Origin of the sequence: Serratia marcescens subsp. marcescens ATCC 13880, assembly GCF_017299535.1 — a bacterium.
Taxonomy (GTDB): domain Bacteria; phylum Pseudomonadota; class Gammaproteobacteria; order Enterobacterales; family Enterobacteriaceae; genus Serratia; species Serratia marcescens.
On sequence record NZ_CP071238.1, the window covers coordinates 191,090 to 208,011 of the forward strand.

Sequence of the window (16,922 nt, forward strand, 5' to 3'; positions counted from 1 at the left end):
CCGATGAAAAAATGGGGAAGTGTGTGTCAACCGCAGCAGTGATTAACAGAGAGTTGCTGGCCGAGCAGGTATTGCGCGATACCTTTGGCTACCAGCAATTCCGTCCGGGCCAACAAACGATTATCAATGCCGCGATCGGCGGGCAGGATTGCCTGGTGGTGATGCCGACCGGCGGCGGCAAGTCGTTGTGCTATCAAATCCCGGCGCTGGTGATGGACGGCCTGACCCTGGTGGTTTCCCCGCTTATCTCGCTGATGAAGGACCAGGTCGACCAACTGTTGGCCTACGGCGTTTCCGCCGCCTGCTACAACTCGACGCAAACCCGCGAGGAGCAGTTGGACGTCATGGCCGGCTGCCGCAACGGCACCATCAAGATGCTGTACATCGCGCCGGAACGGCTGATGATGGAAAGCTTCCTCAACCTGCTCGATCACTGCCCGCCGGCGATGCTGGCGGTGGATGAGGCGCACTGCATCTCGCAGTGGGGCCATGACTTCCGGCCGGAATATCGCGCGCTGGGCCAGCTGAAACAGCGCTTCCCGGCGATGCCGGTGATCGCGTTGACCGCCACCGCCGACGAAGCCACGCGCGGCGATATCGTGCGCCTGCTGTCGCTGCAGGATCCGCTGGTGCAGGTCAGCAGCTTCGACCGGCCGAACATCCGCTACACGCTGGTGGAAAAATTCAAACCGCTCGATCAGCTGTGGCGCTTCGTGCAGGATCAGCGCGGCAAGAGCGGCATTATCTATTGCAACAGCCGCGCCAAGGTGGAAGACACCGCCGCGCGCCTGCAAAGCCGCGGGCTGAGCGTCGGCGCCTACCACGCCGGGCTGGACAACGAGCGCCGCGCCCAGGTGCAGGAAGCGTTCCAGCGTGACGATCTGCAGGTGGTGGTGGCCACCGTCGCCTTCGGCATGGGCATCAACAAACCCAACGTGCGCTTCGTGGTGCATTTCGACATCCCGCGCAATATCGAATCCTATTATCAGGAGACCGGCCGCGCCGGGCGCGACGGCCTGCCGGCCGAAGCCATCCTGCTGTACGATCCGGCCGACATGGCCTGGCTGCGCCGCTGTCTGGAGGAAAAACCCGCCGGGCAACAGCTGGACATCGAGCGCCACAAGCTGAACGCCATGGGGGCGTTCGCCGAGGCGCAAACCTGCCGCCGCCTGGTGTTGCTCAACTACTTCGGCGAAGGCAAGCACGAGAACTGCGGCAACTGCGATATCTGCCTCGATCCGCCCAAGCGCTACGACGGGCTGGAGGACGCGCGCAAGGCGCTGTCCTGCGTGTACCGCGTCGGCCAGCGCTTTGGCCTCGGGTACATCGTGGAAGTGCTGCGCGGCTCCAACAACCAGCGCATTCGCGAATACGGTCACGACAAGCTGCCGGTGTACGGCATCGGCCGCGATCAGACCACCGAACACTGGACCAGCGTGCTGCGTCAGCTGATCCACCTGGGCTTTATCACCCAGAACATCGCCATGCACTCAGCGCTGCAATTGACCGAGGCGGCGCGTCCGGTGTTGCGCGGCGAGGTGGCGCTGCAGCTGGCGGTGCCGCGTATTCAGAGCCTGAAGTCGCGCAGCAGCGCCAACCAGAAATCCTACGGCGGCAATTACGATCGCAAGCTGTTCGCCAAGCTGCGCAAACTGCGCAAATCGATCGCCGACGAAGAAAACATTCCGCCTTACGTGGTGTTCAACGACGCCACGCTGCTGGAAATGGCCGAACAGATGCCGATCAAGGCCGGCGATCTGCTGAGCGTCAACGGCGTCGGCCAGCGCAAACTGGAGCGTTTCGGCGCGCCCTTTATGGCGATGATCCGCGACCATCTCGACAATGACGAAGACTGAGGGCGATATATCATGCTGATGCTGTTTCTCACCGTGGCGCTGGTGCATCTGATTGCGCTGATGAGCCCGGGGCCGGACTTCTTTTTCGTGTCGCAAACCGCCGCCAGCCGCTCGCGCCGCGAGGCGATGATGGGCGTGGTCGGCATTTCGCTCGGCATCGTGGTATGGGCCGGCGTGGCGTTGATGGGGCTGCATCTGATCCTGCAGAAGATGGCCTGGTTGCATCAGATCATCATGGTTGGCGGCGGCATTTACCTGTGCTGGATGGGGTGGCAACTGCTGCGTTCCGCGCGGGCGCAGCAAGCGCAGCCGGCGGCGGAGGCCCAGGTGGCGTTGCCGAAGGCCGGGCGCAGCTTTATTCGCGGCTTCCTGACCAATTTGTCCAACCCGAAAGCGGTGATCTATTTCGGCAGCGTGTTCTCGCTGTTCGTCGGCGACAGCGTCGGCGCCGGAGCGCGCTGGGGGCTGTTCTTGCTGATCGTCGCCGAGACCTTCGTCTGGTTCAGCCTGGTGGCGGTGGTGTTTGCGCTGCCGGCGATGCGCCGCGGCTATCAGCGGTTGGCCAAGTGGATAGACGGGGTGGCGGGTGTGCTGTTTACCGGCTTCGGGTTACATCTGATATTTACCCGCTAACCGCAGTGAAATGCCCAAGGCCGAGCAGCGATGCCCGGCCTTTTCTGTCAGGCTTTGCGGGCGGTCGCCAGCAGCCCCGCCACCAGAATGAACAGCGAACCGAACAGTCGGTTGAGCAGCTGCATCTGGCGCGGCGTTCTCAGCCAGCCGGCGATGCGCGTCGCCAGGGTGGCGTAACCGATCATCACCAGAATATCCACCACCACGGTGGTGACGCCGAGCACCAGATACTGCTCAGCCTGGGGCTGATTGGGCAAGATGAACTGCGGGAACAGCGCGGCGAGGAACACGATGCTTTTCGGGTTGGTCAGGTTGACCAGCACCGCGCGGCGGAACAGACGGCGGCGCGGCATGCTGCCCGCCAGCGCATGCAGATCCAGCGCCCCGGCGGCGCGCCATTGCTGGATGCCGAGCCACACCAGGTAGGCGGCGCCCAGCCATTTCAGCAGCTCGAACGCCAGCAGCGATTGCGATATCAGCGCGCCGAGGCCGATGCCCACCAGCACGATGTGCGCGCTCAACCCGACCTGCAGCCCGGCGATCGACGCGGCGGCGCCGCGATAGCCGTGGCTGATGCCGGTGCTCATGGTATTGATGGCGCCTGAACCGGGGGAGAGGCTCAGGATAAGCGTGGTCAGCAGATAGGTTAACCACCAGTCCAAGGTCATGGTGCTTCGGCTCCCTGAAAGTGTCGTTTTGTGCCACAATGCGCCGAGGCGGCGCCGTTTTTGTAAGAATTGAATCACAATACGCTAGTATGATTTCTTGTGCCAGCGGTCACATTTTTCCGCCGGCCCCACAGGGAAAACGCTCTCGATGACCTCGTTCACTCTCAGCTCCGATGACTGGTTAACGCGTGAAACGCAGTTCGCTGCCTTCGCCACCGGGCCGCTGCTGGATTTCTGGCGGCAGCGCGAAGAAGGCGAATTCAGCGGCGTGGACGGCGTGCCGATCCGCTTTGTGCGCTTCAGTTCCGCGCGGCATCAGCGCGTGGTGGTGGTCAGCCCCGGCCGCATCGAAAGCTATGTGAAATACCCCGAGGTGGCCTACGATCTGTTCCACTGCGGCTACGACGTGGTGATCGTCGATCATCGCGGCCAGGGGCGTTCCGGGCGTTTACTGGCGGATACGCACCGCGGTCATGTGGTAAACTTCGCCGACTACGTGGACGATTTCGAGCAGCTGTGGCTGCGCGAGGTCGAATCGCGCGGTTATCGGCAGCGCTTCGCGCTGGCGCATTCGATGGGCGGCGCGATCCTGGCGCAGTTCCTGCAGCGCCGGCCGCAGGCGTTCGACGCGGCGGCGTTTTGCGCGCCGATGTTCGGCATCCGGTTGCCGATGCCGGGTTGGCTGGCCGATCGCATTCTCGACTGGGCGGAGACCCGCCCGGCGATCCGCGATTATTACGCGGTGGGCACCGGCCAGTGGCGTCCGTTGCCCTATGTGGTCAACGTGTTGACCCATAGCCGCGAGCGTTACCGTCGCAGCCTGCGCTATTATGCCGATTACCCCGAGCTGCAGGTGGGCGGGCCGACCTACCATTGGGTGCGGGAGAGCATCCGCGCCGGCCGGCAGATTATCGCGCAGGCCGGGGAGATCACCACGCCGCTGTTGCTTTTGCAGGCCGGTGAAGAACGGGTAGTCGACAACCGTTCGCACCAGGCTTTTTGTCAGGCTCTGTCAGACGCGGGGCGCCCTTGCGAAGGGGGGCTCCCGTGGGTTATCAACGGCGCACGCCATGAGATCCTGTTCGAGCGGGACGCGCTGCGCGCCGAAGCACTGAACGCAATTCTGCGCTTCTTTGCTCAACACTTAGGCGGCGCGCTGCCGCCGACAACTCCATCAGAGGTTAGAACATAACGCTATGTATCACGTCGTCGCTTCCGATTTAGATGGCACGCTGCTGTCTCCCGACCATACCCTGTCGCCGTACGCTAAAGAAACGCTGAAGTTGCTGACTCAGCGCGGCGTGCATTTCGTGTTCGCTACCGGCCGCCACCATATCGACGTGGCGCAGATCCGCGACAGCCTGGAGATCAGCGCCTTTATGATCACTTCCAACGGCGCACGGGTGCACAACACCGCCGGCGAACTGATTTTCAGCCACAACCTGGACGGAGATATCGCCCGCGATCTGTACGGCATGCTGCACGACGATCCGGATATCACCACCAACGTCTACCGTAACGACGATTGGTTTACCAACCGCGAAAGCCCGGAGCAGGAAGAGTTCTTCCAGGAATCGGTGTTCAAATATCAGCTGTTTGAGCCGGGCCTGCTGGAAACTGACGGCGTCTGCAAGGTTTACTTCACCTGTGAAGATCACGAGCGGTTGCTGCAGGTGGAAGACGCCATCAACGCGCGCTGGGGCGATCGGGTCAACGTCAGCTTCTCGTTCCCGACCTGCCTGGAAGTGATGGCGGGCGGCGTGTCGAAAGGGCATGCGCTGGAAGAAGTGGCCAAGATCATCGGCTATACGCTGCAAGAGTGCATCGCTTTTGGCGACGGCATGAACGATCTGGAGATGTTGTCGATGGCCGGCAAGGGCTGCATCATGCGCGACGCGCATCAGCGCCTGAAGGACATGCTGCCGGAGCTGGAAGTGATCGGCTCCAACGTCGATAACGCGGTGCCGCACTACCTGCGCAAGATGTTCCTCTGAAATAACCTTTAAATAATAAGGGCGCCTTGCGGCGCCCTTGGCATTACTTGTGCTGGCCCTGCTTCTGCAGGAACTGCACGCCCTTGTCCGGGAAGTCGGTGAACACGCCGTCGACGCCGGCCTGGTTGTAAATCACGTCATACAGCTGGTTTACGTCGGTCACGTACTTCGGCAGCGCATCGGCGCGGATGGTGAACGGATGCACCGCCAGCTTGCTGGCGTGCGCTTCTTTCACCATGTCGGTCAGCACGATGTGGCCCGGCTTGGATTGATCCGCCACCACCAGCATGTGGTAGTCCGGCCCGATGCCGTCGGCATACTGAGCGATTTTCTTCATCGCGCCCGGTTTGAACATCCAGTCGTAGTCGTATTCCACCCACTTGCCGTCGGCTTTCTGCTCGTAGGTTTCCTGCCAGTCGTTATAGGCGATCAGCTGCACCAGCTTCAGATCCATGCCCAGCTTCGGCTCCAGCTCGTTCTTGATGCGTTTGAGCTCGTTGGCGTCGAAGCACTGCAGGTAGACGTTGTCGTTCTTGCCGGTGTAGCCGTACTGCTTGAGCACCGCCAGCACTTTGCTGGAGATGTCTTTGCCTTCCTGTTTGTGGAACCACGGCGCCTTGATTTCAGGGTAGATGCCGATGTTCTTGCCGGTCGAATGGTTCAGACCCTGCACGAACTCGATCTCCTCCTGGAAGGTGTGCACGCGGAAGTCGGATTTGCCCATCGGGAAGCGGCCAGGGTAGCCCTGCACCTTCTTGCCGTTTTCGATTTCAAAGCCTTCGGTGAACTTCAGCGATTTGATCTCCGCCAGCGTAAAGTCGATGGCGTAATAACGGCCGTCTTTACGCGCGCGGTCCGGGAAGCGTTCGGCGACGTCGGTGACGCGATCGAGGTAATGGTCGTGCAGCACCACCAGCTCGTTGTCCTTGGTCATCACCAGATCTTGTTCGAGATAATCGGCGCCCTGCGCGTAGGCCATCGCCTTCGCCGGCAGGGTGTGTTCCGGCAGGTAGCCGCTGGCGCCGCGGTGGGCGATCACCACTTTGTCCGCCGCCTGCGCGGCGCTGACCATTGAGGTGGCGAGAATGATCCCTGTCAGCAGGGCTTTGACTTGAGTCCGCATTCCGTTTTCTCCATGTTGTTGGGGGCAGGGTAGTAAAAAGGCCGCAGGGCGGCCTTTAAATCATGCAAAAGTCGTGTGACGCTTAGCCGCGTTTGCCGGCTGCGATTTCCGCGTGGTGTTTCTTCTCGTTCAGCATGGTCAGCAGCAGCAGGATAACCGCCAGCACGCCGCCGCCGATCATCACCATGAAGCCGCCGTCCCAACCGAAGAAGTCTACGGTGTAGCCGACGATGGCGCTGGCCGCGACCGAGCCGCCCAGGTAGCCGAACAGGCCGGTGAAGCCCGCGGCGGTGCCGGCGGCTTTCTTCGGCGCCAGCTCCAGCGCGTGCAGGCCGATCAGCATCACCGGGCCGTAGATCAGGAAGCCGATGACCAGCATACAGATCATGTCTACGGTCGGGTTACCGGCCGGGTTCATCCAGAACACCACGGTGGCGATGGTCACCAGCGTCATGAAGAACACGCCGGTGGCGCCGCGGTTGCCTTTGAACACTTTGTCCGACATCCAGCCGCACAGCAGGGTGCCCGGGATACCGGCGTATTCGTACAGGAAGTAAGCCCAGGAAGACTTGTCCAGCGCGAAGTGCTTCACTTCTTTCAGGTAAGTCGGCGACCAGTCCAGAATGCCGTAACGCAGCAGGTAGACGAACACGTTGGCGACCGCGATGTACCACAACAGCTTGTTCGGCAGGATGTACTGCATGAAGATCTGCTTGGCGGTCAGCTCTTCTTCGTCTTTTTCGCTGTAGTCGTCCGGGTAGTCGTTTTTGTACTCTTCAATCGGCGGCAGGCCGCAGGATTGCGGGGTATCGCGCATCAGGGCGAAGGCGATCAGGGCCACCAGGATGGCGCCGAAGGCCGGCATGTACAGCGCCGCGTGCCAGTCGTTGAACCAGGCCATGCCCAGCAGGAACAGCAGCGGCGGCAGGCCGCCACCCACGTTGTGGGCGCAGTTCCAGATGGAGACGATGCCGCCGCGTTCTTTCTGCGACCACCAGTGCACCATGGTGCGGCCGCACGGCGGCCAACCCATGCCCTGGAACCAGCCGCACAGGAACAGCAGGACGAACATGATGGCGATGCTGGAGGTGGCCCACGGCACGAAGCCCATGAACAACATCACCGCCGCCGCCAGGATCAGGCCGGCAGGCAGGAACACTCGCGGGTTGGAACGGTCGGAAACCGAACCCATGATGAATTTGGAGAAGCCGTAGGCGATAGAGATGCCCGACAGCGCGAAGCCGAGGTCGCCGCGGCTGAAGCCTTGTTCGATCAGGTAAGGCATGGCCAGGGTGAAGTTCTTACGCACCAGATAGTAGGCGGCGTAACCGAAGAAGATCCCCAGGAAAATTTGCCAGCGCAGCTTACGGTAGAGCGGATCTACCTTATCGCTCGGCACACGGGCGATGTGTGCGGCCGGCTTAAAAATACTCAACATGAGCGCCTCCGATGGCTTTATCTGTTATCACATCAATATGACCTTTTACGTTCATTTGATGATTGAGCGGATATCGAATGTGGTGTTTTTGTGTTCCATAACGAGCGCCATTGTCATCAAATACGCCTGGTGTCGCTGTGACGAATGGCGCAATTGTTACACTTTCATGAAACCACGGCGGATTTTGAGCGATTCGTTAACGTTATGAAATAGAAAAACGTCCAAAAATCGTGATTATGATCACATTGATGGTTTTTTGTGGTCATTTTTATTTCGTTTTATGTTCGTTATTGTTCCTTATCAAACAAAGACCCCAATAACCGTGGCTCAATAGGCTCATAACTACCGATCCTGAGGGAGCGACATGAGCAGCTATTTTGACGGCGGCGAAACGGATGTGATCATCATCGGCGGCGGCGCCACCGGCGCAGGCATTGCCCGCGACTGTGCGCGGCGCGGCCTGCGATGCATTTTGCTGGAGCGCCACGACATCGCTACCGGCGCCACCGGCCGCAACCACGGTTTATTGCACAGCGGCGCGCGCTATGCGGTGACCGACGGCGAGTCGGCGCGCGAGTGCATCGAAGAAAACCGCATCCTGAAACGCATTGCGCATCACTGTATCGAACGCACCGATGGGCTGTTCATCACCCTGCCGCAAGACTCGCTGGACTATCAGCAACAGTTTATCGCCGCCTGTCGCCAGGCCGATATCGACGCCGAAGCGATCGACCCGCAGCTGGCGCTGCGGCTGGAGCCGGCGGCTAACCCGGTGCTGATCGGCGCGGTGCGGGTGCCGGACGGCACCGTCGATCCTTTCCGGCTGACCGCCGCCAACATGCTGGACGCGCGCGAACACGGCGCGCAGATCCTGACTTACCACCAGGTGGTGGGGCTGCTGCGCAGCGGCGACCGGGTGACGGGCGTGCGCGTTTACGACCATCAGAATCAGCGGCGCTATGAGCTGCACGCACCGGTGGTGGTCAACGCCGCCGGCATCTGGGGCCAGCAGATCGCCGAATACGCCGATTTGCGCATCCGCATGTTCCCAGCCAAGGGGGCGCTGCTGATCCTCGGTCACCGCATCAACAATATGGTGATCAACCGTTGCCGCAAACCGGCGGACGCCGACATCCTGGTGCCGGGCGACACCATCTCGCTGATCGGCACCACCTCGACCCATATCGACTACGACCAAATCGATAACATGCTGGTGACGCCGCAGGAGGTGGACATTCTGATCCGCGAAGGGGCGCTGCTGGCGCCCACCCTGGCGCAGACCCGCATTCTGCGCGCCTATGCCGGGGTGCGGCCGCTGGTGGCCAGCGACGACGATCCCAGCGGGCGCAACGTCAGCCGCGGCATCGTGCTGCTCGATCACGCCAGCCGCGACGGGCTGGAAGGGTTTATCACCATCACCGGCGGCAAGCTGATGACCTATCGTCTGATGGCGGAGTGGGCCACCGACAAGGTGTGCGAAAAGCTTGGCGTAAACCGCCCGTGCACCACCGCGCAGGACGCGTTGCCCGGATCCCGCCAGTCGGCGGAGGAAACGGCGCGCAGCGTGGTCTCACTGCCCGCCAGCATTCGCGGCTCGGCGATCTACCGGCACGGCGATCGCGCCAGCCAGGTGCCGGCGGCCGATCGGCTCGACACCAGCCTGGTGTGCGAATGCGAGGCGGTGACCGCCGGGGAAGTGCGCTATGCGGTCAATTCGCTGACCGTCAATAACCTGGTGGATCTGCGTCGCCGCACCCGCGTCGGCATGGGCACCTGCCAGGGGGAACTCTGCGCCTGCCGCGCCGCCGGACTGCTGACGCGCTTCAAGGTCAGCACGCCGCAGCAATCCATCGCGCAGCTGTCGCAGTTCCTCAACGAACGCTGGAAAGGCGTGCGGCCGATCGCCTGGGGCGACGCGCTGCGCGAGAGTGAATTTACCAGTTGGGTTTACCAGGGATTATGCGGGCTTGAGGCCCAGGCAGACAAAGAGCAGGAGGCGGATGATGCGATTTGACGTAGTGGTGATTGGCGGCGGCCTGGCGGGCCTGAGCTGCGCCATTGCCGTGGCCGAACTGGGCAAACGCTGTGCGGTGGTCAGTTCTGGCCAGAGCGCGCTCTACTTCTCCTCCGGCTCGCTCGATCTGCTGGCGAGATTGCCGGACGGCACGCCGGTCGAGATGCCGCTGGCGGCGTTGCCGCAGCTGGCGCAACAGGCGCCGCAGCATCCGTATTCTCTGATTGGGCCCGGCCGGGTGGCGGCGCTGTCCGCCGCCGCACAGCGGCTGCTGGAGCGCTGCGGGCTGCACCTGCAGGGCGAGGGAGCCAACAACCATCTGCGCATTACGCCGCTTGGCACGCGCCGCGCCACCTGGCTCAGCCCGCAGGCGATCCCGACGCTGCCGCTGACCGGCCAACTGCCGTGGCGGCGCATCGCGGTGATCGGCATCGAAGGGTTCCTCGACTTCCAGCCGCAGATGGCCGCCGACGCCTTGAGCCGCGAGCTCGGCGTAGAGACGGAGGTAGCCTATCTGCACATGCCGGCGCTGGACAGATTGCGCAATAACCCCAGCGAGTTCCGCGCGGTGAACATCGCCCGGGTTCTGGATTTGATGGAAAGTCTGCCGCCGATGGCCGAGGAGCTGCGGCGGCTGGCGGGCGAGGCCGAGGCGCTCTTCCTGCCGGCCTGTCTGGGCCTGGAGGACGACGCGTCGCTGGCGGTGCTGCAGGATGCGGTCGGCAAGCCGATCCGGCTGCTGCCGACGCTGCCGCCTTCGGTGCCCGGCATGCGCTTGCATCAGGCGCTGCGGCGGCGTTTCCAACAGCTGGGCGGCGTTTTCATGCCCGGCGACAGCGTGCTGCGCGCCGAGAGCGAGGACGGTCGCATCACCGGTTTGTACACCCGCAACCACGGCGATATTCCGCTGCGGGCGCAGCAGGTGGTGCTGGCCAGCGGCAGCTTCTTCAGCAATGGGCTGGTGGCCGATTTCGACCGGGTGCGTGAGCCGATCTTCGGGCTGGACGTGCACAGCCGCGCCGATCGCGCCGACTGGAGCCGGCGCGAGCTGTTCGCGCCGCAGCCTTATCTGCAGTTTGGCGTGCGCACCGACGGCAGGCTGCGGGCGATGAAGCAGGGAGTGCCGTTCGACAATCTGTATGCCATCGGCGCGGTCGCCGGCGGCTACGATCCGCTGCAGCAGGGCTGCGGCGCCGGCGTGTCATTGATCGGTGCGCTGCACGTCGCGCAGCAGATCGCCGCGGAGGAGTGCGTATGAGCCTGCATCAGGACCACAGCTTTGAAAGCTGCATCAAATGTACCGTCTGTACCACCTACTGCCCGGTCGCCAAAGTGAACCCGCTCTATCCGGGGCCGAAACAGGCGGGGCCGGACGGCGAGCGGCTGCGGCTGAAAGACCCGGCGCTGTACGACGAAGCGCTGAAATACTGCACCAACTGCAAGCGTTGTGAAGTGGCCTGCCCGTCCGACGTCAAAATCGGCGACATCATTCAGCGCGCCCGCGCCGACTTCGCCCAGAGCAAGCCGACGCTGCGTGACGCCATCCTCAGCCACACCGATATCATGGGCTCGCTGTCGACGCCATTTGCGCCGATCGTCAACGCCGCCACCGGGCTGAAACCGGTGCGCAAGCTGCTGGACAAGGCGCTGAAGATCGATCACCGCCGCGAACTGCCGAAATACTCGTTCGGCACCTTCCGCCGCTGGTACCGGCAGCAGGCGCAGGCGCAGCAGCGTTACGCCGAGCAGGTGGCGTTTTTCCACGGCTGCTTCGTCAACTATAACCACCCGCAGCTGGGCAAGGATTTGATCCGGGTGTTCAATGCGCTGGATATCGGCGTGCAGTTGCTGAAGCGCGAGAAATGCTGCGGCGTGCCGCTGATCGCCAACGGGTTTATTGAGCAGGCCAAAAAGCAGGCCAGGGTTAACGCCGAGTCGCTGCATGAAACGGTGCTGGAGCGCGGCATTCCGGTGGTGGCCACTTCATCGAGCTGCACCTTCACCCTGCGCGACGAATACCCCCACTTGCTGGACGTAGACACTACCCCGGTGCGCGATCGGGTGGAGCTGGCGACGCGCTATCTCTATCGCCTGATCAATCAGGGGCGCAGCCTGCCGCTGAAACGCACGCCGCTGCGGGTGGCGTATCACACGCCTTGCCATATGGAGAAGATGGGCTGGACCGCCTACACCCTGGAGCTGCTGCGGCAGATACCGGGGCTGGAGCTGGTGGTGCTGGATTCGCAGTGCTGCGGCATCGCCGGCACCTACGGGTTCAAATCGGAGAACTACGCCACGTCGCAAGGCATCGGCGCGCCGCTGTTCCGGCAGATAGAAGAGAGCGGGGTGGATCTGGTGGTGACCGACTGCGAGACCTGCAAATGGCAGATCGAAATGTCCACCAGCAAGCGCTGCGAACATCCGATCACCCTGCTGGCGCAGGCGCTGGCATAAAACGAAAGGGCCGGCAGGCCGGCCCCTGCGGGATTACTGCTTCAGCTTCAGGGTAGAGATGATGCCTTCGGCTTCAGTCTGCGCCTGCTGCTGATTGTCTGCCGGCAGCGTTACCTGGATGGTCAGCATGTTGTTGTTCAGCGAACCGATCAGGACGGAAGAATAAGCCTTTTCACCGCCGCTGGTGATGATGCTGTCCAGCTGACGCAGCGGCACGCCGTTGACGTCGAGCGCCTTGTTGGTGATCACCTGCAGGTTGGCGTCACGCGCGCGCTGGGTATTCTCCAGGCGTTTGGCCAGAGTCTCCAGGCTGTCGGCGGTCTTGTCGCCCAAGATGACGATCACCGCGCGCTGGCCGGTGCTGTCTGCGTAAACATGCATGTTGTTGGCCTGGTTGCCCAACTTGCCGCTCTGATCCGCCATGCCGACCGGCAGGGTGAACGCCAGTTTACCGTCCAGCAGGCTCACCTGCTGCCCGGCCGGCGCGCTGGCCGCCGCGCCGTCTGGCGCTGCCTTGGTGTCTTTGGTTTCGCCGTCGCAGGCCGCGAGGCCAAGCGCCAGCAGGCTGATACCCATCAATTTCGCTACTTTACGCATCGGGCTTCCTTCTTCCTTTCCGGTAGGGATTCACTGTCGTATCGCAACCTATTCCAGGTTGAAATGCAAGGCAGATGTTGTCACAAGTTTTTTTCCAGTAATAGCCGATAATCAGCCACTTCGCCTTTCTTTTCCAGCTGAACAATCTGATAGTGGTGGGCGATCAGCATCGTCAGCATGGCGCGGAACCGGTTACGGGTTTTGACCGTCAGTTGGCGATAGCCCTGCGCCCGCGCCCAACGTTCCTGTTCAGCCAACAAGGCCTGCGCCACGCCGTGGCGACGAAATGCCGGCAGCACGCCGCCCAGCCAGCTGTAAAACACCGTTTCCTGCCGTTGATAACCGAGTTTGAAACCGGCCGGCTGTCCGGCTATCTCGGCGATCAACAGGCTGGCGGGGGCGGCGCCGATGCGTCGCTGCAGATCGGCCAGGCTGTGCAGGCCGCCGAATTCGGGGATGCGTTGGTAAAGGCGGTGGATGTCTTCGAGCGTGGCGGTGCGGACGATTGGGGTCATGAGCGGCCTCCAAAGGATAGGGCCGCCCAGAATAGCACGACTCAGCCCGGCAGCAGGCCGCCGCTGCGCGCCGCGATGCGTTTGAGCAGCATGTTCAGCAACACGCCGTACATCGGCAGGAAGAACAGCAGGCAGATCATCACCTTGAAGCTGTAATCCACCAGCGCGATCTCCACCCAGTTGTTGGCCATGAAGGGATCGCTGCTCTTATAAAAGGCGATGAAGAAGAACGCCAGCGTATCGCTGATGTTGCCGAGGAACATCGCCGCCGCCGGCGCCACCCACCAGGCGCTGCGTTGGCGCAGGCGGTTGAAGACGTGTACGTCGAGGATCTGGCCGAGCACATAGGCCATAAAGCTGGCGACGGCGATGCGCGCCACGAACAGGTTAAAACTGCTCAGCGCCGCGAAGCCCTGCCATTCTCCCTGATAGGTGACGGTGGAGATCACATAAGAGATGAACAGCGCCGGCACCATCACCGCCAGGATAATGCGTCGCGCCAGCGGCGCGCCGAAAATGCGTACGGTCAGATCGGTCGCCAGGAAGATAAACGGGAAGGTAAAGGCGCCCCAGGTGGTATGGAAGCCGAAAACGGTGATCGGCAGCTGCACCAGGTAGTTGCTGGAGGTAATGATGGCGATATGAAACAGCGAAAGCCAGACCAACGCGGTGAAGCGCTGCTGTGCGGTAAACGAATACATGTTGTAGCCTTTTTAGCAGTGGGGTGAGGGAACCCAGTGTGTCTTGTCAAAACAGCAAAAAACGCTGCGCGGCGGCATGATACGCGTTTGCGCAACCAATGCAATGGTTAAATTTAACGCAAACGTTAACGCATCTTGCGCAGAAAAACTACCGGCGTAAACTAGGCGCTAATGAGATGCGGCGAGCGTTCGCCGATCGTTTTTGAACGAGAAAAATTGCATGACTGACTTATTTGCCCAGGCAGACCAGACGCTCGACGCGCTGGGGCTGCGTTGCCCGGAACCGGTGATGATGGTGCGCAAAACCGTGCGCCATATGGACAACGGCGAAACGCTGCTGATTATCGCCGACGATCCGGCCACCACCCGCGATATCCCGGGGTTCTGCCGCTTTATGGAGCACACGCTGGTGGCGCAGGAGACCGAGCAGGCGCCATACCGTTATCTGCTGCGTAAAGGCGTCTAACGGCGGCGCGGCCGAGTTAAAAGTTCTCTCCCCCAAATGACAACGGGCGCGGTATGCCGCGCCCGTGTTTGTTTCCGAACTTAGCTGCGTTTTCTCAATAGCCGCAGCGCGTTGGCGGTGACCAGCGCGGTGGCGCCGGAGTCGGCCAGCACCGCCAGCCACAGCCCGGTCAGCCCCAGCAGGCTGGTGATAAGGAAGACCCCTTTCAATCCCAACGCGATGGTGATGTTTTGCCGGATATTGGCGTGGGTGGCGCGCGAGATGCGGATCATCTCCGCGACGCCCACCAGCCGATTGTGGGTCAGGGCGGCGTCGGCGGTTTCCAATGCCACGTCGGTGCCGCTGCCCATGGCGATGCCGATGCTGGAGGCTTTCATCGCCGGGGCGTCGTTGATGCCGTCGCCGATCATCGCCGTCGGGCGCAGTTCGCTCAGTTCGGTGACCGCGCTGACCTTATCTTCCGGCAGCAGACCGGCGCGATAGTCGAGGCCCAGCTCGCCGGCGATCGCCGCGGCGGCGCGCGGGTTGTCGCCGGTCAGCATCACGCCGCGAATGCCCAGCGCGTTCAGTTCGGCTATCGCCTGCCTGGCGTCGCCGCGCAGCGTATCGCGCAGCGCCAGCAAACCGATGGGCGCGCCGTCTTCCAGCACCACCACCGCCGTTTTACCGGCGTTTTCCAGCTTGTCTACCTGGCTCTGCCATTGGGCGTCGAGCAGGCCCGGCGCCAGCTTGCCCGGCGCACTGATCAACACGGTCTTGCCGTCCACGATCCCTTCCACGCCGACGCCGGCCAGCGCGCGGCGCGCCTGCGCCAACGGCAACTCAGCCCCGCTTGCGGCGGCGCGGTTGATGATCGCCTGCGCCAGCGGGTGATGTGAACCGGCTTCCACCGCGGCGGCAAGCTGCAACAGCCGTTGTTCGGTCAGCGCGCCGATAGGCAGCACGTCGGTGACCGTCGGCTTGCCTTCGGTCAGGGTGCCGGTCTTATCGAAGGCGATGGTTTGAATCTGGCCCAGTTGCTCCAGCGCCGCGCCGCCTTTAATCAGCGCGCCGCGCCGCGTGGCGGCCGCCAGCCCGGATGTGATGGCCGCCGGCGTTGAGATCACCAGCGCGCATGGACAGCCGATCAGCAGCAGCGTCAGGCCGCGATAGATCCAGGTCTCCCACGGCTGTGAGAACAGCAGCGGCGGTACCAGGATCACCGCGACCGCCAGCAGCATAATGGCCGGGGTGTAGTAGCGGCTGAAGCGATCGAGGAAGCGTTCGATCGGCGCGCGGCGCTCTTCGGCCTCTTCAATCAGCTGCAAAATGCGGTCGATGGCGTTTTTGCCAGGCTCGGAAATCACCTTCATCTGCGCCGCCTGATCGACGGACAGGCTGCCGGCGGCCACTTTCTCACCCTGTTGGCGCTCGACCGGCACTGATTCGCCGGTCAGGGCGCTTTCATCGAAGCTGGCGAACGGATTGAGCAGCTCGGCGTCGGCCGGCAGGCGCCCGCCGGGCGCGATTTCAATCACGTCGCCGGGGCGCAGGCTGGCGACCGGCACGCGTTTGCGTTCCGTGCCTTGCAGCAGCAGCGCATCTTCAGGCACCAGCTCCATCAGCGCCGTCACCCCGCGCCGTGCGCGGTTGGCGGCGTAGGATTCCAGCAGTTCGCCGACCATAAACAGCAGCAGCACCATCGCCGCTTCGGCGGTGGCGCCGATGAACAGCGCGCCGATGGCCGCCACGCTCATCAGCGTTTCGATGGCGAACGGCGTGCCGGAACGAATCAAACGCAGCGCCTTGGCGGCGACCGGCGCCAACCCGACCAGCGTGGTGGCGATAAAGGCGATGCGGCCCAGCTCCGGGTTAACCCGATCCAGCGCCCAACTGACCAGCATCAGGGTGGTTAACAGCAGCAGCGGCGCGAATTCGCCGAAGCGTGAGGTTTTCGGCGCGGCGGCTTTGGCGGTTTGAGCGCCGAGCAGGGTAAAACCGGCCTGGGCGACCGCGTCCTGGATCCGCAGGCTGATATCGGACTGCGCGTCGACCACCAGTTTCTCGGTGGCGAACAACACGCGCGCGCTGTCGACGCCGGGAAGTGCCGTGACGGCATTTTCGATTTTTTTGGCGCAGCTGGGGCAGTCCATGCCGGTGACTTTCCAGCTGAAACGTTGGCTGCCGGAAGGGGGAGCGGCGGCCAGCCTGTCGCTTTCCTCGTCCGGATCGTCGGGGGCGGCGGTGCAGCAGCCGCTATCGCCATGATCGTGATGATGGTGGGCGTGTTCGGCCTGTGCGGCGGCGTTTTTCGGCTCGCTGCTGCAGCCATGCTGAGTTTTGCTGTGGCTGTGGTTGCAGCCGCAGCCGCCTTCGGCGTGGTGATGTTCCTGATGATTATGGTTTTGCTGATTGTGCATAACGTCCCCCTTCGGGCTGTTAAACGGGTTTGCTCAGCTGACTCTACACCCTGGAGTCCACTCC

15 protein-coding genes are annotated in these 16,922 nt (G+C 62.6%); 8 read left to right on the plus strand and 7 right to left on the minus strand.

What is annotated here, in order from left to right:
- Window positions 1–23 precede the first annotated feature (23 nt).
- Together recQ and rhtC are read left to right on the plus strand one after the other, a co-directional pair.
- Window positions 24–1,856 carry an ATP-dependent DNA helicase RecQ gene (gene recQ, locus J0F90_RS00870; protein WP_028127631.1) on the plus strand — a complete coding sequence of 611 codons (1,833 nt, stop codon included), beginning with the start codon at window positions 24–26 and terminating at the stop codon, window positions 1,854–1,856.
- A gap of 12 nt (window positions 1,857–1,868) precedes the next feature.
- The gene (gene rhtC, locus J0F90_RS00875) at window positions 1,869–2,489 is read left to right on the plus strand and encodes a threonine export protein RhtC (protein ID WP_016929486.1); all 621 of its coding nucleotides are present in this window, start codon (window positions 1,869–1,871) and stop codon (window positions 2,487–2,489) included.
- A gap of 47 nt (window positions 2,490–2,536) precedes the next feature.
- Here rhtC and rhtB read toward each other — a convergent pair whose 3' ends face one another.
- On the minus strand, window positions 2,537–3,157 hold the full coding sequence (rhtB, locus tag J0F90_RS00880; protein WP_004934282.1) for a homoserine/homoserine lactone efflux protein: 621 nt from the start codon (window positions 3,155–3,157) through the stop codon (window positions 2,537–2,539).
- 148 nt (window positions 3,158–3,305) lie between these two features.
- On the opposite strand from rhtB, the gene pldB reads away from it, so the two are divergent.
- Window positions 3,306–4,349, plus strand: coding sequence for a lysophospholipase L2 (gene pldB / locus J0F90_RS00885; RefSeq protein ID WP_033639011.1), 1,044 nt, complete (start codon window positions 3,306–3,308; stop codon window positions 4,347–4,349).
- A 4-nt stretch (window positions 4,350–4,353) separates the two neighbouring features.
- Entirely contained in the window at window positions 4,354–5,151 is a 798-nt protein-coding gene (gene yigL, locus J0F90_RS00890) for a sugar/pyridoxal phosphate phosphatase YigL (RefSeq protein ID WP_004934290.1), read from the plus strand.
- A 43-nt stretch (window positions 5,152–5,194) separates the two neighbouring features.
- Here the strand turns inward: yigL and glpQ are convergent, their stop codons facing one another.
- Together glpQ and glpT are read right to left on the minus strand one after the other, a co-directional pair.
- Entirely contained in the window at window positions 5,195–6,274 is a 1,080-nt protein-coding gene (glpQ, locus tag J0F90_RS00895; protein WP_015376272.1) for a glycerophosphodiester phosphodiesterase, read from the minus strand.
- 82 nt (window positions 6,275–6,356) lie between these two features.
- A complete protein-coding gene (gene glpT / locus J0F90_RS00900) occupies window positions 6,357–7,712 on the minus strand; it encodes a glycerol-3-phosphate transporter (protein ID WP_004934295.1) in 1,356 nt (451 codons plus the stop codon).
- Window positions 7,713–8,076: 364 nt separating this feature from the next.
- Between glpT and glpA the strand changes: the two genes are divergently transcribed.
- From glpA to glpC, 3 genes are read left to right on the plus strand one after another with little or no spacing between them, the layout of a single operon-like run.
- On the plus strand, window positions 8,077–9,726 hold the full coding sequence (glpA, locus tag J0F90_RS00905; protein WP_033639010.1) for an anaerobic glycerol-3-phosphate dehydrogenase subunit A: 1,650 nt from the start codon (window positions 8,077–8,079) through the stop codon (window positions 9,724–9,726).
- Window positions 9,716–10,984 (plus strand): glycerol-3-phosphate dehydrogenase subunit GlpB, encoded by a 1,269-nt coding sequence (gene glpB / locus J0F90_RS00910; RefSeq protein WP_033639009.1) that lies wholly within the window; start codon window positions 9,716–9,718, stop codon window positions 10,982–10,984. The genes glpA and glpB overlap by 11 nt, the downstream gene beginning before the upstream one ends.
- Window positions 10,981–12,180 carry an anaerobic glycerol-3-phosphate dehydrogenase subunit GlpC gene (gene glpC, locus J0F90_RS00915; protein WP_016929482.1) on the plus strand — a complete coding sequence of 400 codons (1,200 nt, stop codon included), beginning with the start codon at window positions 10,981–10,983 and terminating at the stop codon, window positions 12,178–12,180. The genes glpB and glpC overlap by 4 nt, the downstream gene beginning before the upstream one ends.
- 33 nt (window positions 12,181–12,213) lie before the next feature.
- Here the strand turns inward: glpC and J0F90_RS00920 are convergent, their stop codons facing one another.
- The 3 genes from J0F90_RS00920 to J0F90_RS00930 form a co-directional block, all read right to left on the minus strand.
- Window positions 12,214–12,777, minus strand: coding sequence for a DcrB family lipoprotein (locus J0F90_RS00920; RefSeq protein ID WP_016929481.1), 564 nt, complete (start codon window positions 12,775–12,777; stop codon window positions 12,214–12,216).
- Window positions 12,778–12,857: 80 nt separating this feature from the next.
- A complete protein-coding gene (locus J0F90_RS00925) occupies window positions 12,858–13,292 on the minus strand; it encodes a GNAT family N-acetyltransferase (RefSeq protein ID WP_004934307.1) in 435 nt (144 codons plus the stop codon).
- Between the two features lie 41 nt (window positions 13,293–13,333).
- The gene (locus J0F90_RS00930) at window positions 13,334–13,993 is read right to left on the minus strand and encodes a 7-cyano-7-deazaguanine/7-aminomethyl-7-deazaguanine transporter (protein ID WP_033639008.1); all 660 of its coding nucleotides are present in this window, start codon (window positions 13,991–13,993) and stop codon (window positions 13,334–13,336) included.
- 220 nt (window positions 13,994–14,213) lie between these two features.
- Between J0F90_RS00930 and tusA the strand changes: the two genes are divergently transcribed.
- A complete protein-coding gene (gene tusA, locus J0F90_RS00935; protein ID WP_025304890.1) occupies window positions 14,214–14,459 on the plus strand; it encodes a sulfurtransferase TusA in 246 nt (81 codons plus the stop codon).
- Between the two features lie 80 nt (window positions 14,460–14,539).
- Here the strand turns inward: tusA and J0F90_RS00940 are convergent, their stop codons facing one another.
- Window positions 14,540–16,858, minus strand: a complete 2,319-nt coding sequence (locus tag J0F90_RS00940) for a zinc/cadmium/mercury/lead-transporting ATPase (RefSeq protein WP_033639006.1) — start codon at window positions 16,856–16,858, stop codon at window positions 14,540–14,542.
- Window positions 16,859–16,922 lie beyond the last annotated feature (64 nt).

Bases quoted from the DNA above. Each gene is read 5' to 3' on its own strand.
- glpQ (WP_015376272.1), bottom strand. From the start codon at position 6,274: ATGCGGACTCAAGTCAAAGCCCTGCTGACAGGGATCATTCTCGCCACC.
- tusA (WP_025304890.1), top strand. From the start codon at position 14,214: ATGACTGACTTATTTGCCCAGGCAGACCAGACGCTCGACGCGCTGGGG.
- yigL (WP_004934290.1), top strand. From the start codon at position 4,354: ATGTATCACGTCGTCGCTTCCGATTTAGATGGCACGCTGCTGTCTCCC.
- J0F90_RS00925 (WP_004934307.1), bottom strand. From the start codon at position 13,292: ATGACCCCAATCGTCCGCACCGCCACGCTCGAAGACATCCACCGCCTT.
- J0F90_RS00920 (WP_016929481.1), bottom strand. From the start codon at position 12,777: ATGCGTAAAGTAGCGAAATTGATGGGTATCAGCCTGCTGGCGCTTGGC.
- pldB (WP_033639011.1), top strand. From the start codon at position 3,306: ATGACCTCGTTCACTCTCAGCTCCGATGACTGGTTAACGCGTGAAACG.
- rhtB (WP_004934282.1), bottom strand. From the start codon at position 3,157: ATGACCTTGGACTGGTGGTTAACCTATCTGCTGACCACGCTTATCCTG.
- rhtC (WP_016929486.1), top strand. From the start codon at position 1,869: ATGCTGATGCTGTTTCTCACCGTGGCGCTGGTGCATCTGATTGCGCTG.
- J0F90_RS00940 (WP_033639006.1), bottom strand. From the start codon at position 16,858: ATGCACAATCAGCAAAACCATAATCATCAGGAACATCACCACGCCGAA.
- glpC (WP_016929482.1), top strand. From the start codon at position 10,981: ATGAGCCTGCATCAGGACCACAGCTTTGAAAGCTGCATCAAATGTACC.
- J0F90_RS00930 (WP_033639008.1), bottom strand. From the start codon at position 13,993: ATGTATTCGTTTACCGCACAGCAGCGCTTCACCGCGTTGGTCTGGCTT.
- glpT (WP_004934295.1), bottom strand. From the start codon at position 7,712: ATGTTGAGTATTTTTAAGCCGGCCGCACACATCGCCCGTGTGCCGAGC.
- glpB (WP_033639009.1), top strand. From the start codon at position 9,716: ATGCGATTTGACGTAGTGGTGATTGGCGGCGGCCTGGCGGGCCTGAGC.
- glpA (WP_033639010.1), top strand. From the start codon at position 8,077: ATGAGCAGCTATTTTGACGGCGGCGAAACGGATGTGATCATCATCGGC.